At 50.3% G+C, this 26,758-nt stretch carries 23 protein-coding genes and 2 tRNA genes; 13 read left to right on the top strand and 12 right to left on the bottom strand.

All coding sequences use genetic code 11. The annotated features are described in order from the left end of the window. Positions 1–288 precede the first annotated feature (288 nt). Both AC6F7T_RS10360 and secG read right to left on the bottom strand, forming a co-directional pair. A tRNA-Leu gene (locus AC6F7T_RS10360) sits at positions 289–375 on the bottom strand. A 66-nt stretch (positions 376–441) separates the two neighbouring features. Next, positions 442–756, bottom strand: coding sequence for a preprotein translocase subunit SecG (secG, locus tag AC6F7T_RS10355; protein ID WP_500718581.1), 315 nt, complete (start codon positions 754–756; stop codon positions 442–444). Positions 757–968: 212 nt separating this feature from the next. On the opposite strand from secG, the gene AC6F7T_RS10350 reads away from it, so the two are divergent. The 13 genes from AC6F7T_RS10350 to AC6F7T_RS10290 all read left to right on the top strand — a co-directional run bounded on the left by AC6F7T_RS10350 (position 969) and on the right by AC6F7T_RS10290 (position 12,076). Continuing rightward, on the top strand, positions 969–1,529 hold the full coding sequence (locus AC6F7T_RS10350) for a helix-turn-helix domain-containing protein (RefSeq protein ID WP_500718579.1): 561 nt from the start codon (positions 969–971) through the stop codon (positions 1,527–1,529). A gap of 21 nt (positions 1,530–1,550) precedes the next feature. Next, a complete protein-coding gene (locus AC6F7T_RS10345) occupies positions 1,551–2,117 on the top strand; it encodes a cupin domain-containing protein (RefSeq protein ID WP_500718577.1) in 567 nt (188 codons plus the stop codon). 89 nt (positions 2,118–2,206) lie between these two features. Next, entirely contained in the window at positions 2,207–2,482 is a 276-nt protein-coding gene (locus AC6F7T_RS10340) for an HU family DNA-binding protein (protein WP_500718575.1), read from the top strand. Positions 2,483–2,661: 179 nt separating this feature from the next. Next, positions 2,662–3,168 carry a DapH/DapD/GlmU-related protein gene (locus AC6F7T_RS10335; RefSeq protein ID WP_500718573.1) on the top strand — a complete coding sequence of 169 codons (507 nt, stop codon included), beginning with the start codon at positions 2,662–2,664 and terminating at the stop codon, positions 3,166–3,168. A gap of 28 nt (positions 3,169–3,196) precedes the next feature. Continuing rightward, the gene (locus AC6F7T_RS10330) at positions 3,197–3,676 is read left to right on the top strand and encodes a cyclic nucleotide-binding domain-containing protein (RefSeq protein WP_500718571.1); all 480 of its coding nucleotides are present in this window, start codon (positions 3,197–3,199) and stop codon (positions 3,674–3,676) included. A 113-nt stretch (positions 3,677–3,789) separates the two neighbouring features. Continuing rightward, a complete protein-coding gene (locus AC6F7T_RS10325; RefSeq protein ID WP_500718569.1) occupies positions 3,790–5,475 on the top strand; it encodes a Na/Pi symporter in 1,686 nt (561 codons plus the stop codon). Positions 5,476–5,477: 2 nt separating this feature from the next. Beyond that, positions 5,478–6,377, top strand: coding sequence for a Ppx/GppA phosphatase family protein (locus tag AC6F7T_RS10320; protein ID WP_500718567.1), 900 nt, complete (start codon positions 5,478–5,480; stop codon positions 6,375–6,377). A gap of 81 nt (positions 6,378–6,458) precedes the next feature. Further along, on the top strand, positions 6,459–8,210 hold the full coding sequence (iorA, locus tag AC6F7T_RS10315) for an indolepyruvate ferredoxin oxidoreductase subunit alpha (RefSeq protein WP_500718565.1): 1,752 nt from the start codon (positions 6,459–6,461) through the stop codon (positions 8,208–8,210). A gap of 4 nt (positions 8,211–8,214) precedes the next feature. Then, positions 8,215–8,793 (top strand): indolepyruvate oxidoreductase subunit beta, encoded by a 579-nt coding sequence (locus AC6F7T_RS10310; RefSeq protein WP_500718563.1) that lies wholly within the window; start codon positions 8,215–8,217, stop codon positions 8,791–8,793. Positions 8,794–8,816: 23 nt separating this feature from the next. Next, positions 8,817–10,127 carry an AMP-binding protein gene (locus tag AC6F7T_RS10305; RefSeq protein ID WP_500718561.1) on the top strand — a complete coding sequence of 437 codons (1,311 nt, stop codon included), beginning with the start codon at positions 8,817–8,819 and terminating at the stop codon, positions 10,125–10,127. Positions 10,128–10,141: 14 nt separating this feature from the next. After that, on the top strand, positions 10,142–10,573 hold the full coding sequence (locus AC6F7T_RS10300; RefSeq protein ID WP_500718559.1) for an ACT domain-containing protein: 432 nt from the start codon (positions 10,142–10,144) through the stop codon (positions 10,571–10,573). A 40-nt stretch (positions 10,574–10,613) separates the two neighbouring features. Next, the gene (locus AC6F7T_RS10295) at positions 10,614–11,927 is read left to right on the top strand and encodes an AMP-binding protein (RefSeq protein WP_500718557.1); all 1,314 of its coding nucleotides are present in this window, start codon (positions 10,614–10,616) and stop codon (positions 11,925–11,927) included. Positions 11,928–11,999: 72 nt separating this feature from the next. Next, positions 12,000–12,076 (top strand) — tRNA-Pro (locus tag AC6F7T_RS10290). Between the two features lie 169 nt (positions 12,077–12,245). Here the strand turns inward: AC6F7T_RS10290 and recG are convergent. The 10 genes from recG to lepB form a co-directional block, all read right to left on the bottom strand. Beyond that, positions 12,246–14,393 carry an ATP-dependent DNA helicase RecG gene (recG, locus tag AC6F7T_RS10285; protein ID WP_500718555.1) on the bottom strand — a complete coding sequence of 716 codons (2,148 nt, stop codon included), beginning with the start codon at positions 14,391–14,393 and terminating at the stop codon, positions 12,246–12,248. A 12-nt stretch (positions 14,394–14,405) separates the two neighbouring features. Further along, positions 14,406–14,606, bottom strand: a complete 201-nt coding sequence (locus AC6F7T_RS10280; protein WP_500718554.1) for a DUF1858 domain-containing protein — start codon at positions 14,604–14,606, stop codon at positions 14,406–14,408. A gap of 281 nt (positions 14,607–14,887) precedes the next feature. Continuing rightward, complete coding sequence (gene greA / locus AC6F7T_RS10275) at positions 14,888–15,364, bottom strand: transcription elongation factor GreA (protein ID WP_500718552.1); 477 nt, start codon at positions 15,362–15,364, stop codon at positions 14,888–14,890. A 70-nt stretch (positions 15,365–15,434) separates the two neighbouring features. Then, the gene (gene carB / locus AC6F7T_RS10270) at positions 15,435–18,692 is read right to left on the bottom strand and encodes a carbamoyl-phosphate synthase large subunit (protein WP_500718550.1); all 3,258 of its coding nucleotides are present in this window, start codon (positions 18,690–18,692) and stop codon (positions 15,435–15,437) included. A gap of 39 nt (positions 18,693–18,731) precedes the next feature. Beyond that, positions 18,732–21,929: a carbamoyl-phosphate synthase large subunit gene (gene carB, locus AC6F7T_RS10265; protein ID WP_500718549.1), complete on the bottom strand. Its 3,198-nt coding sequence runs from the start codon at positions 21,927–21,929 to the stop codon at positions 18,732–18,734. A gap of 20 nt (positions 21,930–21,949) precedes the next feature. Continuing rightward, positions 21,950–23,074, bottom strand: coding sequence for a glutamine-hydrolyzing carbamoyl-phosphate synthase small subunit (gene carA / locus AC6F7T_RS10260; RefSeq protein WP_500718547.1), 1,125 nt, complete (start codon positions 23,072–23,074; stop codon positions 21,950–21,952). A 28-nt stretch (positions 23,075–23,102) separates the two neighbouring features. Continuing rightward, on the bottom strand, positions 23,103–24,374 hold the full coding sequence (locus tag AC6F7T_RS10255) for a dihydroorotase (RefSeq protein ID WP_500718546.1): 1,272 nt from the start codon (positions 24,372–24,374) through the stop codon (positions 23,103–23,105). Between the two features lie 21 nt (positions 24,375–24,395). Next, positions 24,396–25,331 (bottom strand): aspartate carbamoyltransferase catalytic subunit, encoded by a 936-nt coding sequence (locus tag AC6F7T_RS10250; RefSeq protein ID WP_191153541.1) that lies wholly within the window; start codon positions 25,329–25,331, stop codon positions 24,396–24,398. Positions 25,332–25,346: 15 nt separating this feature from the next. Next, positions 25,347–25,883, bottom strand: coding sequence for a bifunctional pyr operon transcriptional regulator/uracil phosphoribosyltransferase PyrR (gene pyrR / locus AC6F7T_RS10245; RefSeq protein WP_500718545.1), 537 nt, complete (start codon positions 25,881–25,883; stop codon positions 25,347–25,349). Between the two features lie 204 nt (positions 25,884–26,087). Further along, entirely contained in the window at positions 26,088–26,756 is a 669-nt protein-coding gene (gene lepB / locus AC6F7T_RS10240; protein WP_500718543.1) for a signal peptidase I, read from the bottom strand. Between the last annotated feature and the right edge of the window lie 2 nt (positions 26,757–26,758).

Raw genomic sequence — 26,758 nt, 5'->3', positions numbered from 1 at the left:
CCAGTAGGTACAGCCCGTCAGAATCATAGAGCTTGGATTGTTTGTCTGTGGGCTTGATGTTGCGAACCTTGATATCTGACAGTGCCATTGTTCCACCTCCGTGGACAGGGGTACAAAATCAAAGCGGGGGTACTTTTCTTTGATTAGGGGGTATGCTATACAAAAAAGTACCCCTGAATGTTGCGGATGTCAATGGTTGCGGATGGTCTTATTAGGACGATAGATACAAAAAAACCCGCTGTATTAGCGGGCTTCCTGTTCTTCTTTGGACTTTTCTGAATCCTTAAATGGTGCCGAAGGCGAGACTCGAACTCGCACGACCAGTTGGTCACCACCCCCTCAAGATGGCGTGTCTACCAGTTCCACCACTTCGGCAAGCGCAGATTTTATACTGAATTGTTTCTTTTCTTGTCAACTAAAAACTACTACATCTCGATACTGTTACTGCGGTGTTGCACCACCTGCCGGCGAGGAGGGAGCACTCGTTGCGGGGGCAGTTACTGTTCCCGGCATAATGGTTTTAGATGCTGATGAACCATAGTAGTACGCTAGAGAAAGACTGGTCAGCATGAAAATAACAGCGACGGTGGCTGTTATTTTTGTCATAACATTTCCTCCGGTCGATCCGAACATGGTCTGACTGCTGCCGGCTCCAAAAGACGCACCAGCCTGTGCGCCTTTGCCCATCTGCAACAATACAATAACGATCAGGGCAATAGAAACCAGAATATGTATACCAATCAAAACGGTGATCATGAAAATGTTTCCTCCATTTCATCTACGCAACCGCAGAAAACTATCATAAACATCCTTGTCGATGCAAATGTTTGTTTTGCAATTCTTCTACTTTTCTTCAAGCCTCTTCTTAAGGCCTATACCAGAAGAGGTAAAGCTTGTCTCATATAGAGGTTGACATGCTCTGTCTGCAATGATAGAACCCTATTCTATTTTTACTGGAGTCATCTGCTATGGTAAAGAAATTAATTGGTCGTAAATTAAAAGCTTCACGTCTGAAAAGAGATAAAACAATTCAGGAGCTTGCAGGTCTTTCGCGGGTATCATCAAACATGATTTCACGCATTGAGCGTGGCTTGACAACGCCCTCTGTCGAAATTTTGATGAAGCTTGCTGACGCTCTTGGCGTCAGCTTGAGCTACTTTGTTGAAGAGGCGGAAAAGGGAAGCAGTGTTGTCTTTACGCCGGCCGGCCGTGGAGAGCCGGTTTTTTTCTTTGAAGATAAACATAGAATCAGCAGTTTAATGAAGGGGTTGCGCGATCCTGGTTTTTCTGTATTTGTCGACACCCTCGAACCTTTTTGTGACAGTGGCGAAGGAGGAATGATTCATTCCGGCGAGGAATTTGCCATGGTTCTTGAAGGGGGCCTTGAATTTTATATTGAAGACAACATGTACCTGCTGGGCGAGGGCGATTCTATAGCCTTCAAAGCATCTATCCCTCATCGATGGAGTAATAACCGTGCCGGCCGCACAAAGGTCCTCTGGGTGGTGTCTCCACCACCGAATGTTTGATTTCAAAAATGGAACAAGCGTATGCAGATAAAAAAAATCGTCGGTAAAAAACTCAAAGAGATCCGCCTGAAACAGGATATGACTATTCAAGTTTTAGCGGAAAGGTCACAGGTTTCTTCCAACATGATTTCGCGCATCGAACGTGGTTTGACAACACCATCGGTAGAAATTTTGATGCGACTGGCGTCGGTTTTTGACAAAAGCATCAACTTTTTTGTAGAAGATGTCAGCACTTCCCATGAAGTTGTTTTTACTCGTCCCGGTGAACGTGACAAAACCGTTTACGACGACGAATACAATATGCATACGGAATCTTTCACGTCGAGATTGCGCGATCCACAATTCATGTCATTTTACTGTACTGTCCAAAAAGGCGGGCAGAGTGGTTACAAAAATATGTACCATCCGGGTGATGAACTGATTTATGTTCTTGAAGGGCAACTTAGGATGACTATCGTTGATGAGGAATATATTCTCAACAGCGGTGACAGTCTGTGTTTTAAATCACATTTGCCCCATCGTTGGGAGAACAGCGGCGATGCTGATGCCAAAGTTATTTGGACCTTGTCGCCCTTTACAATAATTTGATTGATGGTTGAGAATCGCCGCAACTTGATGTATAGTCTCAAGAAATCCGCCCATCCCACAGATGCCATGATTCCTTAAGGGGGGTGTCAATGAATAAATCTGAACTGGTTGAGGCTTTATCGCAGAAAAAAAATCTCACCTATAAAAAGGCTGAGCAGATTGTCAATCTCATTTTCGATTCGATGACCCAATCCCTGGTAGATCGTAACCGTATCGAAATAAGGGGTTTTGGCAGTTTTTTGGTCAAGGACTATAAGTCCTACATGGGTCGTAATCCAAAAACCGGTGAAATTATCAAGGTTGAGGAAAAAAAACTCCCTTTTTTCAAGGCCGGCAAGGGATTGCGTGAGCGGGTAGATAGCTGATTGCCCCATCGCAATGATCCTGTGTCTGACCGCTTCCCAATCGGGCCCAATCACTGCTGTGATCGGGCCTTGTTGTTTTTTATCGGTTCAACACGGGGTAGGGCTTAACATGCAAAGTGGGTACTTGATAAGTATGTTGTTTTTTATCTGTCTCGCATTTTTTTATGGAGATTTTTACCATGCTGCATCTTTACAAAGGCATAACACCGCGCCTGCATGATACGGTTTTTCGTGTTGGTTCGAGTGAGATCATTGGTGACGTCGAAATAGGTGAATTTTCCAGCCTCTGGTACCATGTTGTGTTGCGTGGCGATGTTAACCATATCCGCATTGGTAATCGTACCAACATTCAGGACGGTTCTGTTGTCCACGTGACAAACAAAACCCATCCGACGATTATTGGCAACGATGTGACCATTGGTCACAATGTTACTTTGCACGGTTGCACTATTGGCAATCGCTGCCTGATTGGCATGGGAGCCATTGTCATGGATGGCGTTGTGATAGAAGATGATGTCATGATTGCTGCCGGCGCCCTGGTTACGCCAGGAACTCACGTACCTTCCGGCACCCTTTTTGCGGGTTCTCCTGCTCGTTGTAAAAGAAGGTTGACAGAGGAGGAAGTTGCCTTTCTTCTGCAATCTGCTAACAATTATCTCGAGTATGTGAAAACCTACGAAATCTAAACCCCTTATCTGTCGTGGCGGGTGCCCTGTGAATAATGTGAATCTGGACGGACTTAAAGATAGTCCCCTTTTTAAGGGCCTGGCTGCGAAAGAAATGGAATTATTTGGTACATTTCTTACGCCCCAGCAGATTTCCGCCGGCAAAACCATCTATATCGAAAACATGACGGGTGAGTCTTTATATCTGCTCAGCAAGGGGGCGGTTCGTATTTCACAGATGCTGGCGGAAGGTGATGAACAGACCCTGGTAATCCTTGGCCCTGGTGACACCTTTGGCGAACTGGCGGTTATTGATGGTGGACCGCGCGCAGCGACGGCGCGTGTTGTCGAAGATGTCAGTCTTTTTGCACTGCTGCGCAAAGACTATTATCAGCTCTGCAATAACAATCCGCGTCTGGGCATGCAGTTGACGTTGAACCTCTTCCGCTCCTTCAGTGAACGCCTGCGGCGCTCTAAACAGGATTATCGTAATATGTTGATTGCCAGCATCAACAGAAAAAAACAGTGATCTTCCGTTCTGCAGGATAAACCTGGAAGGGCGCCTTTAGTGGCTCCCTTTTTTTTGATTTGGCCCTGGCTTTTTTCAACCTTTTCGCACAGATGCTTAACCACGGAGACACAATGTCTGTCTTGCTTAACCAGCAGTTGATGTTCGGTTTAATTGGCGGCCTTGGGTTGTTTCTTTTCGGCATGAAAATCATGTCGGAAGGGTTACAAAAAATTGCCGGCGAAAAAATGCGGCAGATTTTAGCGGTCTTGACCAATCATCGGCTGGTTGCGGCCCTGGTTGGGGTCGGGGTTACGGCTCTTATTCAATCTTCCAGCGCAACCACAGTCATGGTGGTCGGCTTTGTCAATGCCGGTCTGCTCACCCTGATGCAGGCCATCGGAGTGATCCTGGGGGTCAATATTGGATCTACCATCACCGCCCAGATCATCGCCTTTAATGTCACTCAATATGCTTTGCCGGCTATTGGTTTTGGCGCAGCGTTAAGACTCTTCAGCAAAAAAAGACGGGTCAGTTATTTTGGTGAGGTGGTGCTCGGTTTCGGCCTGGTTTTTTTCGGCCTGGCCATCATGCGTCAGGGGTTTGATCCGTTACGTTCCAGTGAAGGATTTCAGCAGATTTTTATGCTGATTGGTGACTACAAATCTCTGGGCATACTGATTGGTGCTATCGTGACTATCATTGTTCAGAGTAGTACCGCCACCCTTGCTCTTACTCTGGCCCTGGCCACATCGGGTCTCATTACCTTTGACGCCAGTGTTGCCTTGATTCTGGGCGAAAACATCGGCACCACCATCACCGCCAATATCTCCGCTATCGGCACCAATATTGCTGCGCGCCGGGCGGCTTTTGCTCACTTTTTATTCAATGTTATCGGCGTGATTCTGATGCTGATTTTTTTCCAGCTTTATCTGAAGTTGATCACAGCGATAACCCCGGGAGAAGCCGACTTTGTTGTCCAGACCCAGGCACAGGCAGAGCTGTACGCTACTCCTGTGGGTGACAAACCCCACATCGCGCGCTACATCGCCAATGCTCATACCTTGTTCAATGTGATCAACACCCTCATTTTTCTGCCCTTTATTGGGGTGCTGGCTAAAATTTCGACCTATTTTATCCGTGGCGAAGGGCGGCAAGAGGTTATTCAGGTAAGGTTTATTGATGACCGGGTTCTTAATACTCCTCCCATTGCGATTGGTCAGGCACGCCGCGAAACCCGGCGCATGGCTCAACTTGCTTTTACCATGCTTGAGGAAACTAATCACTTTCTTGATGATAATGATGTACGACGTATTCCGGAACTGGAGAAAAATGAGGCAACCCTTGATCTCCTTCAACAGGAGATAATGAACTTTCTTGCCAAACTCTCACATCGCTCCATCTCTGCTGACACCTCTGTACAGATCAAAAAGCTGATGAATATCGTTGATCATTTAGAACGTATTGGTGATCACTGTCAGACTCTGTGGGAATTGAACACTCGTAAAATTAACGACAGAATCAAGTTTTCTCATACTGGTGTCAATGAGGTTGCTGCTATTGCTGACCGCGCCTACGAATTTTTACGTTTTATTATTGATGCGATGGAACATGATAAAAGGGAAATCGTTCAGCAGTCTATTGACTATGAAGATAGCATTGATGCCCTGGAAGAATCTTTGCGCATGAACCATATTACTCGCCTAAATACTGGTGAGTGTGCCGTTCAGCCGGGGCTGATCTTTATCGATATGCTTCAGTGTTACGAAAAGATCGGCGATCATACCTTCAAAATTTCTGACACCCTGACAAGCGACTAACGATGCAAGCTACCGTTGATATTGGCAGCAATACCGTCAGAATGCTTGTTGGTAGCTGTGACGCCGGTCGTTTGCAGCCACGCCTTTATGAACGCCGCATCACCCGACTGGGTGGTGGTTTTTCTGTGAAAATGGGACTGTCTGCCACCGCCATGGCGAGAACCCTTGCCGCTCTGAAAGAATTTTCGACTATTCTTGAACAACATCAGGCACAGTGCCTGCGAGCAGTCGGCACGGCCGCACTGCGTCGGGCTGTAAACCGCCAACAGTTCATTGAACAGGTTTTTCAGCATACAGGGCTCAGCATCGACGTGATTGATGGTGTCGAAGAGGCGCAACTAGCTGCCATCGGCGTACTGTCAGCCATCAGCCCACACCCTGGGAATGCGGTTATCTTTGATATCGGCGGTGGCAGTACCGAGCTTATTATTGTCATTGACGGACGTGTCTGCGTTCAGCAGAGCTATCCGTTTGGAGTGGTACGCCTTGCCGAAGAATACGACCCACACCAGCAAGAACAGACAATTGCTGCTATGCTGACTGATTTTCGCAGCCTATTCCAACACCAACTTTCATCTTCTCAGCCCATAGAATTGATCGGCACAGCAGGTACAATGACCACCCTGGCGGCTATTGATCTTGGTATGATCCACTATGACCCGACCGCGATCAATAACCACCGACTATCCCTGGCCTGGATGCACACCCTCTATGATCAGCTTGTAACCTTGTCGGCTATTGATCGTGAGCAGTTAGCGGGAATGGAGCAGGGCAGGGGGGATCTGATTCTTCCCGGTTTGCGGACAGCCACAGTGATTGCCGAAGCCCTTGGTGTCACTCACCTTAAAGTTGCTGATGCCGGCCTGCTCGAAGGAGTCTTTTTGGCTGCATGTCGTGATTGACAGATGTTCGAGCATTGCCTATTATCGCCATTCCATTTTTCTCCATCAACCTCTCAATTACTCAAATTACCAAGGCTGATCATGAATAAAGTTCTGCTCTCTGGAAACGAAGCGATTGCCCGGGGAACGTATGAGGCAGGCGCATTGGTCGCTTGTGCCTATCCCGGTACCCCCAGTACCGAAATCCTCGAAAACATGACGCGCTATAAGGAAGTTAAATCATCCTGGGCACCGAACGAAAAGGTCGCCCTCGAAGTTGGTATTGGTGCCTGTTTTGGTGGTGCCAGAGCCCTGGTGTCGATGAAACACGTTGGGGTTAATGTGGCTGCCGACCCTCTGTTTACCCTCACCTATACCGGTGTGCGCGGCGGTCTGGTGCTGGTTACTGCTGACGATCCGGAGCTGCATTCATCGCAGAACGAACAGGATAACCGTAACTTTGCCAAATTTGCCAAGATGCCGATGTTCGAACCGGCTGACAGTCAGGAAGCCCTTGATTTCACCAAGCTGGCCTTTGAGGTGAGTGAACAGTTCGATACACCGGCTTTTTTACGCAGTACGACGCGGATTTCTCACTCCAAGTCGGTCGTTATTTTGGGTGAGCGCCCGCAAAACATTCCGACCCCAAGCCTTGAGCGCAATCCTGCCAAACTGGTAATGCTCCCCGGCAATGCCCGTAAGCGTCACTACGATGTCGAGGAACGTATCCTTAAATTGGAAGAGTGGGGTTGCAGTCAGTCATTCAACCGGGTTGAAAAGGGCAAAGGGGAGGTTGGTGTTATCACCTCCGGAGTTTCTTATCAGTACGTCAAAGAGGTGCTGCCCGATGCTGATGTTCTCAAGCTTGGCATGGTTTATCCTCTGCCCAAACAACTGATCCGTGACTTTGCTGCCAAGTACACAACTCTCTATGTGGTTGAAGAACTGGACCCCTTCATTGAAGAACAGGTTCAGGCCATGGGTATTCCTGTTATCGGCAAAGCGAAAATTCCCATCTGTGGTGAATTAACCCCCGGGCGTCTGGCCAAAGGGCTTTTCGGTACCGCATTGCCGGATGAAAGTTCAACCCAACATCTGCCCCCGCGGCCACCTAACATGTGTCCGGGTTGCCCGCATCGCGGGGTTTTTATGGAGTTGAATCGCGCCAAAGCTTATGTTACCGGTGATATCGGCTGTTATACCCTGGGCTTTATGCCGCCCCTGTCGGCCATGGATACTTGTGTCTGTATGGGTGCAAGTATCGGTAACGCCACAGGTATCAGCAAGGTATTAAGTGAAGAGGAACAACGCAAGGTCGTTGCCGTTATTGGCGATTCGACCTTCCTGCATACCGGTATCAATGGTTTGATGGACATGGTTTACAATAATTCCACGGCCACTGTGATTATTCTCGACAATCGCATCACTGCCATGACCGGTCGCCAGGAAAATCCGGCTTCCGGTTACACCCTCGACAACAATCCGGCTTTTCGTGTCGATTTGGAACAACTCTGTCGCGCTGTTGGCGTGGAGCATGTGCGGATTGTCGATCCCTATAACATTGCCCTGACGCGCAGAACCCTGCGTGAGGAGATGGCCCGGCCGGAAGTTTCCGTCATCATCACCACCAGACCGTGCGTTTTGGTGCCCAGAGACAATCTTGAGCGGCGTCCGTCACTCTATGTCGACCATGACGTCTGTACCGGCTGCAAAGCCTGCCTGCGCCTGGGATGTCCTGCTATCGCCTGGGACGAAACCAGTAAAAAATCTAATATCGACAGGATCATCTGCGTTGGTTGCAAGGTCTGCCAGCAGACCTGCGGCTTTAACGCTTTCAAGGAAATAGAGGCCTGATAAGATGAAGACAACTAATATTCTTATTGCCGGGGTGGGTGGTCAGGGCATCCTGCTTGCCAGCGAGGTGCTGTCTGAAGTCTGTCTGATGGCGGGACTTGACGTTAAGAAAAATGAGATCCACGGCATGTCCCAGCGTGGTGGCAGTGTCGTTTCCCATGTGCGCTATGGCGAAAAAGTTTACTCGTCGATTATCCCGGAAGGAGAGGTTGACATTATTTTCAGCTTTGAATTAATGGAGACCTGTCGCTATCTGCCTTTGCTGCGCAAGAACGGTCGCGTTGTGGTGAACGACTGGAAGATCGCTCCACCTTCTGTTGCTCTGGGTAAGCAATCTTATCCGGAGAATCTAATTGCTACAATTGAGCAGCAATTTCCCTTAACAACCGTGGTTGACGGCCTGACCCTGGCGCTGGAAACCGGCAACGCTAAAACCGTCAACACAGTACTGCTGGGCGCGCTGTCCAATATTCTCGATTTTGACCATGAGATGTGGTTGATTGCTCTGAAAAAAATGGTTCCGGAAAAACTGGTTGATATCAATCTTCAAGCGTTTGCGGCAGGACGCGGAACCAACAGCTAGAAAAGTGGACAGGGAGAATCCGGATGATTTGGAACGATGATTTTGAAACATTGCCCAGAGAAGCAATTGAATCGCTACAGTTGCGCCGCCTGCAACAAACGCTGGAACGGGTTTACGCTACCGTCCCTTTTTATCGTAAGGCATTTGATCAGCTCGGGGTCAAACCAAAAGATATCAAAAAGCTCGAAGATTTGCAGCGCCTGCCTTTTACCTTAAAAAAGGATATGCGTGACAACTACCCTTACGGGCTTTTTGCTGTACCATTGGAACAGATTGTCCGTATTCATGCCTCTTCGGGGACGACCGGCAAGCCCACGGTTGTCGGCTACACCAAACGCGACATCGAAACCTGGACAGAACTGATGGCGCGCTCATTTTACGCTGCCGGTGCTCACAAAGGTGATGTCATTCATAACGCCTACGGTTATGGTTTGTTCACCGGAGGCCTGGGGGCCCACTATGGTGCTGAGCGCATCGGGGCCTCGGTCATTCCCATGTCGGGCGGCAACACCAAAAAGCAGTTGATGATCATGCAGGATTTTGGTTCCACAGTGCTGACCTGCACGCCGTCTTATAGCCTGTTTCTTGCTGAAGTCGCAGCAGAAGAGGGGATCGATATCCGCAAGCTCAAGCTAAAAGTCGGTATCCTCGGTGCTGAACCCTGGAGTGAAAAGATGCGCCAGGAAATCGAGAGTAAGCTCAACATAAAAGCGATTGATATTTATGGATTATCTGAAATTCTTGGGCCTGGCGTCGGTATTGAGTGCATCGAAGCTCAGAATGGTTTGCATGTCTGGGAAGATCACTTTCTACTGGAAATTATTAATCCCGAAACCCAGGAGGTATTGCCGGACGGTGAAAAAGGTGAACTGGTCATCACCACCATCACCAAAGAGGGGATACCTCTGATCCGTTACCGAACCCGCGATATTACCTGTCTGACCCGTGAACCCTGTATCTGCGGCAGAACCCATGCGCGTATCGAGCGACTTAGCGGGCGCAGTGATGACATGCTGATTATTCGTGGGGTCAATGTCTTCCCCAGTCAGATCGAGTCCGTACTGTTCACCATCAAGGGGATTGAACCCCATTATCAGTTGCTGGTTGATCGTGAAGGGACCCTGGATACACTTGAAGTATTGGTTGAGGTTGACGAGCAGACATTTTCCGATGAGGTACGTAAGCTGCAGCAACTATCAGGACTGATTCAAAAACAGATCAAGGATCTGCTCGGTGTTACCTGCAAGGTACGGCTGGTTGAACCCAAAACCCTGGCACGCAGTGAAGGCAAGGCGCAGCGTGTTATCGACAACCGCACTAAAATTACATCATGACCAAGGAGCAAGCCATGAAAGTCGAGCAGATTTCGGTTTTTATAGAGAACAAATCGGGTCGCCTGGCAGAAGTTTCCGGTGTGCTGGGTGATGCCAATGTCAATATTCGTGCACTGTCGTTGGCAGACACCTCTGATTTCGGCATCCTGCGGCTGATTGTCGATGACAGTGAAAAAGCCCTCAGTGTCCTGCGTGACAAGCATTTTACCGTTAATAAAACCGAAGTTATCGGGGTGGAAGTTCCCGACAGGCCCGGGGGATTGTCATCGATTTTAAAAATTCTCGACAATAACCAGATTAACGTCGAATACATGTACGCCTTTGTTGAGCGCTCGGGCAGCAATGCCGTGATTATCTTTCGCTTTGATAATGTTGACCAGGCCATTGCGGTATTGCTTAAAAACGGTGTCAATATCCTTGATGGTAAAAAAATAATATCGATATAGCTTTTAGTTAAGCAAGTATAGTGAAAGTGAATTATCATCAATGCCTGATCACCATTTAATCTGGAACACTGAAGCGGAGTGCCTGCCGCGCGAGCAAATTGAGCGCTTACAGCTGGAGCGCCTGCTGCAAACCCTGCAGCTGGTGAGTGACAATGTTCCCTGTTATCAACATAAATTCAAGGGTTGTGGTTTCAAGCCTGGTGACCTTAAAACGCTGGATGACATCCAGCATCTGCCATTCACCAGCAAGGAAGATCTGCGTCTGAACTATCCTTATGGCATGTTTGCTGTTCCTATGCGTGATGTTGTGCGTATCCACTCATCATCCGGGACCACCGGCAAGCCGACCGTCGTGGGCTACACCAAACGGGATATCAGTACCTGGACAGAGCTGGTAGCGCGCTTTATGACCGCCGCCGGGGTCACCCGCGAAGACATTGTCCATATCGCCTTTGGTTATGGTTTGTTTACCGGCGCTTTTGGTCTGCATTACGGCTCAGAGGCGATTGGTGCCTCAGTGATACCGATCTCCGGCGGCAACACCGATAAACAGATTATGATCATGCAGGATTATCGTTCTTCCGCACTGGTTTGTACGCCATCTTATGGCCTGACAATTGCTGATCGACTGGAGAAAAAGGGGATCGATCCGGCGAGTCTGGCGTTGCGTGTCGGGCTGTTCGGAGCCGAACCCTGGAGCGAGCAGATGCGTTGTGAACTGGAAACTCGCCTGGGAATTATCGCAACCGACAATTATGGGTTGTCGGAAATCATGGGGCCTGGTGTTGCCGGCGACTGCAGGTTAAAGCGCGGAATGCACCTGGCAGAAGATCACTTTATCTTTGAAATCATCGACCCTGACACGGGCCAGGTCCTGCCAAAAGGCTCTAAAGGGGAATTGGTTATTACTAGTCTGACCAAACAGGCCTTTCCCATGATCCGTTATCGCACCCGTGATATTACCCGAATTCATTACGATCACTGCGATTGTGGACGCACCCTGGCGCGAATGGAAAAAACCTGCGGCCGTACCGATGATATGCTGATTATCAAGGGGGTCAACGTATTTCCAACCCAGATTGAGGAAGTGTTGCTGCAGATTGAAGGGTGCCAGCCGCATTACCAACTGATTGTTGATCGTGTTAATAATTCAGATCAATTGGAAGTGCAGGTCGAAGTGAATGAGCACATCTTCTTTGATGAAATGAAGCGTCAGCGCCAATTCGTAACCGAAGCGGAAAAACGACTGGCAACGGTTCTCGGTGTCAGTGCCAAGGTCAAACTGGTCGAACCTTCATCCATTGTTCGTCATGAAGGCAAAGCCAGCCGCGTTATCGATAAACGCAAGCAATAGCCGGTGACTTTAGCCGTCAAATTTCTTGACATGCGCAGGTCAATCACTGATAATGCGCCTCGCTGTCAATAACGGGATGTGGCGCAGTCTGGTAGCGCACTTGACTGGGGGTCAAGGGGCCGCTGGTTCAAATCCAGTCATCCCGACCAATAAAAAAAGGATCACTTCACAAAAGAGGTGGTCCTTTTTTTTATGAATCATTTTACCCCCAAAAAGAGCGTACCTGTAGGGAGTTGAACTTTTATATACAATTATAGTTAGTGTGTCGCATAATATATATTATGTAAACTAATGTGCCGGTTTGGTGAATGGGTCATTTTAGCCGACACTGGCAAGCTCAAGACGACTCCCCCAGCGCTTGATCAGTTCTTCTCTTACCGGTCGGGCTTCTGGTGTGGTCAAGCGGTCGGTCTGCTCGACATAATCAAATGCTGCCTGCCTTGCTGCCTCAAGAATTGATACGTCTCGCGTCAGACTGGCGACCCGAAAGTCCGGCAAACCGGCCTGTCTGGTTCCAAGGAAATCTCCAGGTCCCCGAATCTGCAGGTCAGCTTCGGCGATTTTAAAACCGTCTTCCGTTTTGATCATAACGTCCAATCGTTTTTGGGCATCCTCGCTGTAATGTTCGGACGGAATCAGAATGCAGTAGCTCTGCTCAGCGCCACGGCCAACGCGTCCACGCAACTGATGCAACTGCGCCAGGCCAAAACGATCGGCATGTTCAATGACCATCAAAGTAGCATTGGGCACATCAACTCCCACCTCAATCACGGTTGTCGCCACCAGTATCCTGATGTCACCCGCACGAAAAGCGTTCATGACCACTTCCTTGTCTGCGCTTTTCATTTTGCCGTGGAGCAATCCGATCTGATCTTCAGGGAATATCTCACTGAGTTGTTGCGCGGCAATGGTTGCCGCCTGCAGATCACTTTTCTCTGAATCTTCAACCAAGGGATAAACAATGTAGGTCTGGCGACCTTTTTTGAGTTCTTCCCGGATAAAATCATGGGCTTTGGAGCGATTGCGCTGGTGAATTATCTTTGTTGAAACGGGTTTTCTGCCGGGCGGCAGTTCATCAATGACCGAAACGGACAGATCACCATAGAGGGTCATGGACAGGGTTCGCGGAATCGGCGTCGCCGTCATCACCAGGATATCCGGGTTGTTCCCTTTGGTTTTAAGGATGCCGCGCTGGCGCACCCCGAAACGATGCTGTTCATCGATAATACCAAGTCCAAGTTGCTGAAATTCAACGTTTTCCTGCAGTACGGCATGGGTTCCGGCAACCAGATCTATTGCTCCGGCAGCGATTCCAGCGTAACATTTTTTCTTTTCTGCCTGACTGGAGCTCCCCTGCAACAGACAGCAGGTCAGCCCCAACCTCTCCAGCCAGGGGACAAAGGTGCGAAAATGCTGTTCAGCCAGGATCTCCGTCGGCGCAACAACGGCAACCTGGAAGTTGTTTTCGATAGCAATCAGCGCCGCCATCAATGCCACAATCGTTTTGCCGCTGCCAACATCTCCCTGTAACAGGCGATTCATGGGGTGCGGAGCAGCCATGTCCTCTTTGATTTCGCCAAGCACCCGACGTTGCGCTGCTGTCAGCTTAAAGGGCAGGATCCTGCTTAATGGCAGCGTGTATTTGTGCGAACAGGGCATGATGCTCCCCTGCTCCAGTTGCACCCCTGCCCTTTTTAACGCCAGCCCCGCTTCCAGATAGAAAAACTCATCAAAAACAAGGGACTTACGACTTAAGTGACGCCCTTCTTCCAACTCCTTGAGGTTGGACTGCTTGTCAGGCCAGTGGACCTGGCGGAGGGCTTCCGGGCGATCGAGAAGATGGTATTTTTTTCGGATGGAATCAGGGGTGGTTGCCGGCAGATAGTGGGCGTAATCGCGGATCAGTGGAAACCAGATCGAGCGTATCTGCTTCTGGCTGATCCCTTCGGTTAAAGGGTATACCGGGACAATGCGACCAAAAGAAACAGGATCTTTACGGCTCAACAACGCCATGTCATCAGCGTCCTGGATCAGTTCGGAATCAGGATGATGGATTTCACGGGTGGCGCCAAAACGTTTGACCTCACCGATAAAAATGGCGGTCTGTCCGATTGGAAAACGCTTTTGCAGCCAGATTTTGCGATAAAAAAACCATTTTAGCGAGATGGTCCCACTGTCATCACCGACAATGACTTCATAAATGCGTCGCGATGTGCGTTTGCTTTGGGACTCGCCGGAAGCAAGCACAGTGCCCTTGAACACGTCAGGGGATCCGTCGCTTAGCTGGCGAATTGATTTTAGTTGGCGGCGGTCTTCGTAACGATGCGGCAGATGATAAAAAGCATCTTCAAGGCTAGCCAAGCCAAGCTTTTGTAAACGGGATTGTACTTTCGGGCCAACGCCGGTCAGCAGGATTAAGGGCTGGGATAAGATCCTGGCCGGATCTGAAGCTGTCCGATCAGGCATAATGGCTAGATATCACTCACTGGTCTGGTTCAAGGCTGCCAGCAATTTGTCAATATCAATTCCATGGGCATGAGCGCCCTGAGCAAGGGTTTCGGTCGAGGCCCCCAAACAACCGACGCAACCTAAGTTAAAGTTAGAAAGAATTTGCGCAGCGTCGGGATAAATCTGCAGCAGTTGATCAAAGGTCATATCCTTGGTAACAGGCTGATTCATAGAAAACCTCCGGCGATAATAACGAATTTTCAAATTCTCCCAAAAAAAATGCGAAAAAGCAAGGTGTCCGGCCCGACCATGCCATTTAGCAACCTGATTAGCACCGATCTTCCGTTCTACTCTGAAAAGTCGTCACTCTCGCGAAATCGGGAGTCCAGGGATCTGAGCAACCCCCCTGGATAACCGCCTTCGCGGGTATGACGTGCATTGTCGTTAAACACAGCGGAAGATCAGTACTAATCAGATTAAGCAAAATATTTCAGATAAGTGATCAACGCTGATTAAATATAGACAACACGGGTAATCTCATAGACACGCACACCTGATGGCACGACAATAGTGACTTCTTCGTCGACGCTGTGGCCGATCAGAGCTTTGCCAACCGGTGAAGTTATGGATATTTTGCCATCCTTGATGTCGGCTTCATCTTCACCAACAATCTGGTATGTTGCTTCTTTTTCGGTATCGATATCAAAGACAGTGACGGTCGCACCAAAAACAATTTTATCACTTTTGATGATGGCCGGATCAATTACCTGAGCTCGGGCAATTTTGTCGTTTAATTCCTGAATACGCCCCTCGACAAACCCCTGCCGCTCTTTGGCCGCATCGTATTCAGCATTTTCCGACAAATCGCCATGACCACGAGCTTCCGCTATATCCTGAACTACCTTGGGTCGTTCAACCCGAACCAGGGTTTTTAATTCTTCCTGCAGGCGACGATGCCCCTCTACGGTCATTGGAACCGAATTACCCATGTCTCTCGCTCCTAAAAAAAACAGCGGGCGGTGATTCACCGCCCACTGGTTAATTAAGTGTGTATTGTTGTTATAGATACTGATAATACTCTTGCAGGGGTTTAACGTCAAGGGTTTCTCGCTGCATCGCCAGTACCCCATCGGTAACCGCGTTAATTCCGGCAACGGTGGTAAAGTAGGCAATCTCATTCATCAGAGCGGCACGCCTGATGGAGTAGGAATCGGCCACCGAAGCAGCACCTAATGTGGTGTTGAAAACCATGGTGAATTCACGATTTTTAATGGCATCAACGCAGTGTGGCCGCCCCTCTTTGACCTTGTTGATATTGCTGACCTCAATCCCGTGATCGCTGAAAAACTGTGCTGTGCCCGCAGTTGCAACAATCTTGAAGCCGGCGCTTGCCAGGCGTTTGATGGCATCTAGAGCAGGTCGTTTGTCAGCGTCCTTGACACTGACAAAAACGGCTCCTGTCGTCGGCAACTTTACCCCCGCTGCTATCTGTGCCTTTGCAAAGGCGCGACCAAAGTCGAAGTCGATGCCCATGACCTCACCGGTTGATTTCATTTCCGGTCCCAACAGGGTGTCAACCCCGGGGAACTTGACGAAGGGGAAAACCGCTTCTTTAACGGAAATATAAGGGGGGATAATTTCACCTGATATCCCCTGCTCTGCCAACGACTGCCCTGCCATAACCAGCGCCGCAATTTGGGCCAGCGGTCGACCAGTAGCTTTGGAGACAAAAGGCACAGTACGACTGGCGCGTGGATTGACCTCCAGCAGATAGATGGCGTTGTCCTTGATGGCATACTGGATGTTCATCAGGCCGACAACCTTCAACTCCAGCGCCAGCTCCCGGGTTTGCCGACGAATTTCTGCAAGCAATTGCTGGGACAAGGAAATGGTCGGCAATGCACAGGCTGAATCGCCGGAATGGATGCCGGCTTCTTCAATGTGCTGCATAATTCCGCCGATGACCACATCGACACCATCAGCGATCGCATCGACATCCACTTCAATGGCATCCTGCAGGAATTTATCAATCAAGATAGGATGTTCGGGAGAGGCTGCCACCGCAAACTTCATGTAATTGCGCAGACGCTCGACATCATAAACAATTTCCATCGCGCGGCCGCCGAGCACGTAGGAAGGGCGAACCACCACCGGATAGCTGATTCGCTCGGCAATGACCTCGGCTTCTTCACAGGAGCGGGCAATGCCATTGTCCGGTTGCAGCAGTTCAAGCTTGTTGAGCAGGGCCTGAAAACGCTCTCGATCTTCGGCCCGGTCGATGGCATCCGGAGATGTGCCGATCACCGGCACACCGGCCTGTTCAAGGGCAACAGCGAGTTTTAACGGTGTTTGACCACCATACTGGACAATCACCCCTTCGGGTTTTTCAATGGCAACAATTTCAAGCACATCCTCCAGGGTCAACGGCTCAAAGTAAAGACGATCAGAGGTATCATAATCGGTAGAAACCGTTTCCGGGTTACAGTTAACCATAATGGTTTCAAAACCCGCCTTAGCCAGGGCAAAAGCGCCATGGACACAGCAGTAGTCGAATTCAATGCCTTGACCGATGCGGTTCGGGCCGCCACCTAAAATGATGATCTTGCGTTTGTCGGTAGGCTCCGCTTCACACTCGGTTTCATAAGTTGAATAAAAGTAGGGTGTGTAGGCTTCAAATTCAGCACCACAGGTATCCACGCGCTTGAACACCGGACGAATCTCATGAGCGTGCCGATACTGACGCACACTTGTTTCCGAACTGTTCAGCAGGGTAGCCAGGCGTCGGTCAGAAAAACCGTACTGTTTGGCCTGACGCAACAGATCGCTAAAGTCAGGGTTGTCTTCGTTCGTCGGCAACTTGCCGGCAAGCAGATCCCCTTCCATGTGAATCAGTTGGGCGATGTTGGAAACGAACCAGGGATCGATTCCGCTGAGTTGATAGATTCTGTCAACGCTAAAACCGGCGCGCAGGCCATCCGCCAGATACCAGATCCGTTCCCAGCCGGGAACCTGGAGCTTATTGCAGATCAGCGCTTGTTGTTCCTCGGTTAAGGGTGTTTTATAGTCCGCCGGAGCGGCAAAAATACGACTTTCCAAGCCATAAGAGCCAATCTCCATGGAACGCAAGGCCTTGTGAAAGCTCTCTTTGAAGGTGCGACCGATAGCCATTGCCTCCCCCACCGATTTCATCTGGGTGGTCAGGGTTGCATCAGCCTGGGGAAATTTTTCAAAGGTAAAACGGGGAATCTTGGTGACAACATAATCGATGGTCGGCTCAAAGGAGGCCAGGGTTTCTCTGGTGATATCGTTATAAATTTCATCCAAACGATAACCGACCGAGAGTTTGGCAGCAATTTTAGCGATGGGAAAGCCGGTGGCTTTACTCGCCAGGGCGGATGAGCGGGACACCCGCGGGTTCATTTCGATGACAACCAGGCGACCGTCGACCGGATTAATGCCGAACTGAATGTTGGAGCCGCCGGTATCAACACCGATCTCACGGATGATCTTCAAGGAGGCATCACGCAGGATCTGGTATTCCTTGTCAGTCAGGGTCTGGGCCGGTGCGACGGTAATGGAGTCGCCGGTATGAACCCCCATGGCGTCGAAATTTTCAATAGAACAGATGATGACGACATTATCGGCACAGTCGCGCATTACCTCCAATTCGTATTCTTTCCATCCCAGAATCGACTCATCGACCAGCACTTCATTGGTTGGCGACGCCTCAATCCCGGCCATCACCATCTCTTCATATTCTTCGCGGTTGTAGGCAATGCCACCGCCACTGCCGCCGAGGGTGAAAGATGGTCGGATAATGGTGGGAAAGCCAACATACTCGAGAATCTCCATCGCTTCCTGATAATTGTGAGCCAATCCGGAACGTGGAACCTCCAGACCGATTTTATCCATCGCCCGCTTGAACAGGGTACGATCTTCAGCTTTTTCAATTGACTCCTGGTTGGCACCAATCAGTTCCACGCCGAATTTTTGCAGCACTCCCCGCTGGGCTACTACCAGGGCGGTATTCAAAGCAGTTTGCCCACCTAATGTGGGTAGTACGGCATCGGGACGTTCTTTTTCTATAATCCGTTCAAGCACGTCGGGATTAACCGGCTCCACGTAGGTACGATCAGCAAAATCAGGGTCGGTCATAATGGTCGCCGGATTGGAGTTGAGCAGGATAACCTCGTACCCTTCTTCTTTTAACGCCTTACAGGCCTGGGTGCCGGAATAATCAAATTCACAGGCCTGACCAATGACGATAGGTCCGGCACCGATAATCAATATTTTTTTAAGGTCTTGACGTTTTGGCATGCTGATCCCTTGGAAGAGAGTGCTATGAAACTGAATATTTCAAAGTGTTACATGATATTCCTGCAATGAATGAATCTGTTCCGCCCCCTGAATTCGCGCAGCAATCCCCTGCGCTGCCGCCTGCGCTGCAGCTGCTGTGGTGATATAGGGTACCTTGTAACGGATAGCGGTTTTACGGATATATGAGTCATCATGCAGACTCTGTCTGCCGATCGGCGTATTGATCACCAGCTGAATCTCACCATTCTTGAGCAGATCGGCAATATTGGGGCGTCCTTCATGCATCTTTTGGACGGGTTCAACGTCCACCCCATGCTGTTGCAGATACGCCGCCGTGCCGGAGGTGGCGAGCAGCTTAAAACCGTTGGCAGCAAAGGTTCGCGCCGCACCAAGAATCGCTGATTTGTCAGCTTCAGCAACCGTCATCAAAACCGTACCACTTAAGGGCAGGCTGGTGCCGGTGGCTTCTTGTGCCCGGTAGAAGGCTAACCCATAGCTGCTTGCCAGACCGAGTACCTCTCCAGTGGAGCGCATCTCAGGGCCCAATACCGGATCGACTTCGGGAAACATGTTAAACGGGAAAACCGCTTCTTTAACGCCAAAGTAGGGAATATGTTGTTTGAGCGAGGCCGGAATATCCAGTGATTTGCCCAGCATCGCCTGAACGGCCAGACGTGGCATGGGAATAGCACAAACCTTGGAGACCAACGGTACGGTACGGCTGGCGCGGGGATTTGCCTCAAGGATATAAACCTGATCCTGATAAATGGCATACTGGATATTCATCAGACCGACAACCCCCATTTCAACGGCAATGCGACGAGTATATTCGCTGATGGTGTCAATATGCTGCGCCGGGATATTAACCGGGGGGATGACACAAGCCGAGTCCCCGGAATGAACCCCGGCCATTTCAATATGCTCCATCACCGCCGGAACAAAGGCGGTGTGACCGTCACAGATGGCGTCGGCTTCGGCTTCAACCGCATTATCAAGGAAGCTATCGATCAGAATCGGTCGGCCCGGTGATATATCGACCGCTTTTTGCAGATATTCAAGCAGCATCTGCTCATCATGAACGATCTCCATCGCCCGGCCACCCAGCACGTATGATGGACGAACAATCAGCGGATAGCCGATACGCGCAGCGATGCAGATGGCTTCATCAATGCTGGAGGCCATACCTGAAACTGGTTGTGGAATTCCCAGCTTGACCATGATGGCGTTAAATTGTTCGCGGTCTTCAGCCATATCGATGGTTTCAGGACTGGTGCCGATAATTTTGACCCCAGCGGCTTGCAGCTCTGCAGCGATGTTCAGCGGTGTCTGGCCACCGAACTGGACTACCACCCCTTCCGGTTGTTCTTTATGATAGATCGCCAGCACATCCTCAACCGTGAGGGGTTCGAAATAGAGTTTGTCCGAGGTATCGTAGTCAGTAGATACGGTTTCCGGATTGCAGTTGATCATGATGGTTTCATAGCCGGCGTCGCGCAGCGCCAGCGCGGTATGGACGCAGCAGTAATCAAATTCGATCCCCTGACCGATCCGGTTCGGGCCGCCACCTAATACCATGATTTTTTTGCGCTCACTGACCGGCACCGAATCAGTGATGTTGTAGCTCGAATAATAGTAAGCGGCATCTTCAACGCCGCTGACCGGAACCGCCTCCCAGGCCTCTTCAACCCCAAGGGCTTGGCGTTTTTCACGTATGCTGGTTTCTGTAACGCCAAGAATCTGGGCGAGGTAGCGGTCGGCAAATCCATCCTTTTTTGCCTGAATCAACAAATCATCCGGTGGCAGCTGCCCATGATAGACAAGAATTTTCTCCTCAAGTTCAACCAGTTCCTTCATCTGTTCCAGAAAGTAAGCTTTGATATGGGTGCGCTGATGTAATATTTCAATGCTCGCGCCTTTGCGCAGGGCCTCGTAAAGAATGTAATGGCGCTCGCTGCTCGGCTCGACCAGCAGTTCCAGCAGTTCTTCAAGGCTCTTTTTGTTGAAATCAGCAGCAAAACCCAAACCATAACGACCATTTTCCAGGGAGCGAATCGCCTTGTTCAACGCTTCTTTGTAGTTTTTACCAATGCTCATCACTTCGCCGACGGCACGCATCTGGGTACCGAGGCGATCCTTGACCCCCTTGAATTTCTCAAAAGCCCAGCGAGCGAATTTAACCACCACATAGTCACCGGATGGCGTGTATTTTTCCAGGCTGCCGTCGCGCCAATAGGGAATTTCATCCAGGGTCAGGCCGGCGGCCAGCATGGCCGATACCAGGGCGATGGGGAAGCCTGTCGCCTTGCTCGCCAACGCTGAAGAGCGCGAGGTGCGTGGATTGATCTCAATGACGACGACACGGTCGCTGACCGGATCGTGAGCAAACTGCACATTGGTGCCACCGATTACCTCAATCGCTTCAACAATGCGGTGGGCGTAATCCTCCAGACGCTCCTGCAATTCCTGGGGCACTGTGAGAAAAGGAGCGGTGCAGAAAGAGTCGCCGGTATGAACCCCCATGGCATCGACGTTTTCAATAAAACAGACAGTGACCTTCTGGTTTTTGGCGTCACGCACCACTTCCACTTCGAGCTCTTCCCAGCCACGTACCGACTCTTCGATAAGGATCTGGCTGACCGGGCTTAACGATAAACCACGGGAAGCAATCTCATCGAATTCTTCAAGATTGTAAGCAAAACCGCCACCGGTTCCACCCATGGTATAGGCGGGACGGATAACCACCGGCAGTCCGGTGCGTCCAATAATCTCACGCGCCTCGTCCATGGTGGTGGCTATTTCACTGGCGGCCGTTTCGATATCAAGGGAGGCCATGGTCTGCTTAAAGGTATCGCGATCTTCACCACGTTTGATGGCATCAAGATTAACGCCAATCACTTCAACATGGTACTTGTCGAGAACTCCGGCCTCAGCCAGAGCCATGGACAGGTTCAGGGCCGTCTGGCCACCGAGGTTGGGTAACAGGGCATCGGGGCGCTCTTTGGCGATGATCTCCGTCAGGGTCGGCACATTGAGGGGTTCAATATAGGTGGCATCAGCCATTCCTGGGTCGGTCATGATGGTGGCCGGGTTGGAATTGACCAGAATAATCCGATAACCGAGCTTGCGCAGCGCTTTACATGCCTGAGTACCGGAATAATCAAACTCACAGGCCTGGCCGATGATAATCGGGCCGGAGCCGATAATTAGAATGCTTTTAATGTCCTCACGTTTGGGCATGATTTCTCCTTCGTTGGAAACTACTTATGTTTTTGCATCATTGCAATAAACCGATCGAACAGATAGGCCGCATCATGGGGCCCAGGTGATGCTTCCGGGTGATATTGGACAGAAAAAGCCGGATACTCAAGATGGACAATCCCCTCGACGGTCTGGTCGTTGAGATTGATATGGGTCACCTTGACCTTGTCGGCGTCCAGGGTTTTGGCGTCAACGGCAAAACCATGATTTTGCGCGGTAATTTCTACCTGCCGACGCTGATAGTTGAGAACCGGCTGGTTACCGCCGCGATGCCCGAATTTCAACTTATAGGTCCGGCCACCACAGGCGATTGACAGTAGTTGGTGGCCGAGACAGATACCAAAGATCGGCACTTTGCCAAGCAGCTCAGCAATTGTTTCCTGGGCATAATGAAGTGGCCCGGGGTCGCCGGGACCGTTACTTAAAAACACGCCGTGCGGATTGAGCTTCAACACTTCAGCAGCACTGGTAGCAGCAGGGACAACAGTAACCTTGCAACCACGTGATGTCAGATTGCGCAGGATATTGCGCTTGATGCCGAAGTCAAATGCCACGACCTGATATTGAGCGGTCGCCGGATCGATATCAGCATATCCGCCAGCCAGATCCCAAAGCCCCTGGTGAAACTGGTAGGGGGTATCACAGGTTACCTCACGCACCAGATCACGCCCCACCAGGCCGGGTGCTGCCTGGGCCTTTTTAATCAGACTGTGTGGGTCACTATCAATAGTTGAAATGATCCCGGTCTGGGCGCCGGTCGTGCGGATATGGCGCACCAATGCTCGGGTATCAATGCCTTCGATGGAAACAATATTGTTCTGCTTGAGATAGGCATCGAGGGTCATCTGCGAGCGGAAGTTGCTCGGGAAGGGACAGGATTCGCGCACGACAAAGCCGGACAGGTGAGGTTTGGCCGATTCGACGTCCTCGTCGTTGATGCCGTAGTTACCGATCTGCGGATAGGTCATGGTGACAATTTCACCATGGTAGGAGGGGTCGGTGAGGATCTCCTGATACCCGGTCATGCTGGTGTTAAAAACCACCTCACCGGTTACCTCTCCGGCAACGCCGAGGGAGGTGCCGATAAAATATTTGCCGTCGGCCAATGCCAGAACTGCTTTCATTTGCGCCTCTATGGAATGTTGTTTGGCTTTAACGCTGATAAACCGTCCGTCCGGCCAGCAACGTTCTTATTGCTGCACCGCGCATGGTCCAACCATCAAAGGGGGTGTTTTTACTCTTGGATTTGAGCTCATTGGCTATCAACGTCCATTCCAGTTCGGGGTCGATCAATGTAATATCTGCCGCTGCGCCGACCTCCAGCGAACCCCGGTCAATACCGATGATTGCAGCGGGCTGACAGGTCATCAGGGCAATCGCCTGCTGACGACTGATGATGCCATCCCTGACCAGATTCATGGTCAAGGGCAGCAGGGTTTCAAGCCCGACGATGCCATTGAGGGCAACGGCAAACTCGACATTCTTTTCATCGTAATGATGCGGGGCATGATCCGTCGCAATGGCATCGATGGTGCCATCGGCCAGACCGACGCGCACCGCATCAACGTCAGCCTGACGGCGCAGGGGCGGATTCATCTTGGCGTTGGTATTGTAACCTCGGACCGCCTCATCAGTCAGGGTAAAGTGGTGCGGGGTCGCTTCGCAGGTCACCTTGACCCCGCGCGCCTTGGCCTGTCTGATCAATTCGACGCTTCCTCTGGTCGAGACATGGGCAACATGGAGACGGCTGTTGGTAAATTCCGCCAGCATAATGTCCCGCGCGGTGGCGGCATCTTCAGCAACCCAGGGAATTCCCTTGAGCCCCAATTCGGTAGCCACCTCCCCTTCATTCATACACCCCTCCCCGACCAGACTTAAATCTTCAGCATGGGAAATAATGGGGGCGCCAAAGGTGTCAGCATATTCAAAAGCGCGGCGCATCAGTTCACCACTGACCACCGGCACCCCATCATCGGAAAAAGCCACACAGCCGGCGGCCTTGAGTTCACCCATCTCCGACAGGACATCACCTTTCATCGCCTGGCTGATCGCTGCTACCGGATAGACATTGGCGCTGCCATGCCGGCGCGCCTTGTTGATGATGTATTCAACAATAGGAGCGCTATCGATCACCGGCTTGGTATTGGGCATGCAGGCCAGCGAGGTAACCCCTCCGGCAGCGGCAGCACGGGTGCCGCTGATAATATCTTCCTTATACTCAAGACCTGGATCACGCAGATGAACATGGATGTCAATCAGTCCCGGGGTCACCAGAAGGCCGGCAGCATCGATGATCTCGGCATCATCAGCATGCAGACCGGTACCAACCGCAGCAACCCTGCCCTGGTCAATCAACAGATCAGATTGACCATCGATATTGTTTTTTGGATCGATCAAGAGCCCATTTATAACAAGTATTTTCATGTCAATACCTCAAGTTATTATTTAATTCTGCTGAAGGGGTTCACCACCGGAAACCAGGTATAAAAGTGCCATGCGCACAGCAACACCATTTTCTACCTGATCGAGAATAACATTGTGAGGACCGTCGGCAACCTGGGATGAAATCTCCACGCCACGATTCATCGGCCCCGGATGCAGGACAATGACATCCGGTTTGGCGAGTTTGATGTTTTCCGGATTTAAACCATAAAAGCGGGCATATTCGCGTAATGACGGAATCAGGGTTTTGCCCTGACGTTCGCGTTGAATGCGAAGCATCATGATACAGTCAACGTCACGAATGGCTTCACGCAGATCGGTATAAACTTCACACCCCAGCTTTTCCAACCCCGGCGGCAACATGGTACGCGGACCGGCCACCCGTACTTTGGCACCGAGCTTGGTCAGGCAGTAGATATTGGAGCGTACCACCCGGCTGTGGGTAACATCGCCGGCGATGGTTACGGTAAGACCCTCGATCTTCTCTTTGTGCTGACGGATAGTAAAGACATCAAGCAGCGCCTGACTGGGATGCTCATGGGTACCATCGCCGGCATTGATGACCGAGCACTTTAGGCGTTGGGCAAGATAGTCACAGGCACCGGAAGCACTGTGGCGCATCACGATAATATCAGGGTGCATAGCTTCAATATTTTTTGCCGTATCTTCGAGGGTTTCCCCTTTAACCACAGATGAAGATGACGCGCTGATGTTGATGGTATCGGCGGAAAGACGTTTGCCGGCGATCTCAAAGGAAGTGCGGGTGCGGGTACTGGCTTCGAAAAACAGGTTGACGATGGTTTTGCCACGCAGGGTCGGTACTTTCTTGATCTGGCGGCTGTTGATCTCTTTGAAGCTGGCAGCGCTGTCGAGAATAAAATGGATTTCAGCCGCTGATAGATCTTTGATGCCCAGAATATGTTTTGGATTAAAATTCATGATGATCCTCCGCCGTTAGCCTTTGAGCAGATAAATTGCTCGGGGAATGTTCTGTTCGTCAAAATCAACCTTGATCTGCTCATTGCGGGAGGTCGGCAGATTACGACCAACATAATCCGGACGAATCGGCAGTTCTCGATGGCCACGATCAATCAGGATCGCCAACTGGATGCTCTGTGGGCGCCCAAGATCCATCACCGCGTCCATAGCGGCACGAATCGTTCGCCCGGTGAAAAGAACATCATCGACCAGCACCACCCGCTTACCATCAAGATTAAAGCGAATATCAGTCTGTCCGACGGCTAGATGCCCACGTGAAGCGAGATCATCGCGGTACATGGTGATGTCAATGCTGCCGAAAGGCACTGTGACGGATTCAATATCGTTGATGCGGCGCTGAATCTGCTCGCCAAGATAGGCTCCCCCAGTGCGAATACCGATCAACACCAGATTTTCAACACCCTTGTTTTTTTCAATAATTTCGTGGGCAATGCGGGTCAGCGCCCGATTCACTCCGTCAAGATCGAGTATTTCCACCGATTCAGTCGACACAAGGACCTCCTGCAACGAAAGGGGCACAAAAAAACACCTGTACAGATAATGTGTACAGGTGCGCGGTTTTTTTATTTAGTATTTGCAACATGTGTGCTCCCTTGCTGACCTCTCGGATCAGTTTAAAGGGTAAAAGGAATTTAAGCGTCCTTAAGGTACAACGCTGCTAACGGACTTGTCAATAGGGCAAACAACAAGTTTAATTTAATGAATAGGACGCCCAATACGATTGAAGCGAATCTTGCCTGACAGACTCGCCTGGGCATCCCATGACCAGTACTTAATAAAGGCCAGCCCTTTGACCTTGGAATCATCAACAAATCCCCAAAAGCGACCATCGAAGGAAAAATCGCGATTATCTCCCAGAACAAAATACTGATTTTCAGGTACCTTGAATGGTGCCATATAGTCGCGTGGGCCAACAGCAGCCGGCAGCACCTGGCTGTCCCGGTAGATTTCCTGCTCAAATTGCAGCAATTCGCCATTGACAAAAACCTGCTTGGCGCGAATTTCTACCACATCGCCAGGCAGGCCGATCAAACGTTTGATGAAATCACGGCGCTGAAAGTAGGACTTCCCCTCATCTTCAGGAAACTCAAAAACAATCACATCACCACGTTCCGGACTGCGCAAAGCCAGATAGCGCTTATCACTAAAGGGCAGTTTGGTGCCATAAATAAATTTGTTGACCAGCAGATGATCGCCAATCAGCAGGGTGTCAAGCATTGAGCCGGAAGGAATTTTGAACGCCTGAAAAACGAAGGTGCGAATAATCAGTGCCAGAACGACAGCGATGATCAGTGCTTCAGACCATTCGCGATACCAGGGTTTATTTGATTCAACCTGCGTTTTTTTCTTACGGAAAAAAGTCATGG

This window comes from Pelovirga sp., assembly GCF_059864205.1.
The sequence above is the reverse complement of the archived record's forward strand: the minus strand, read 5'-3'. Positions and strand labels throughout refer to the sequence as shown.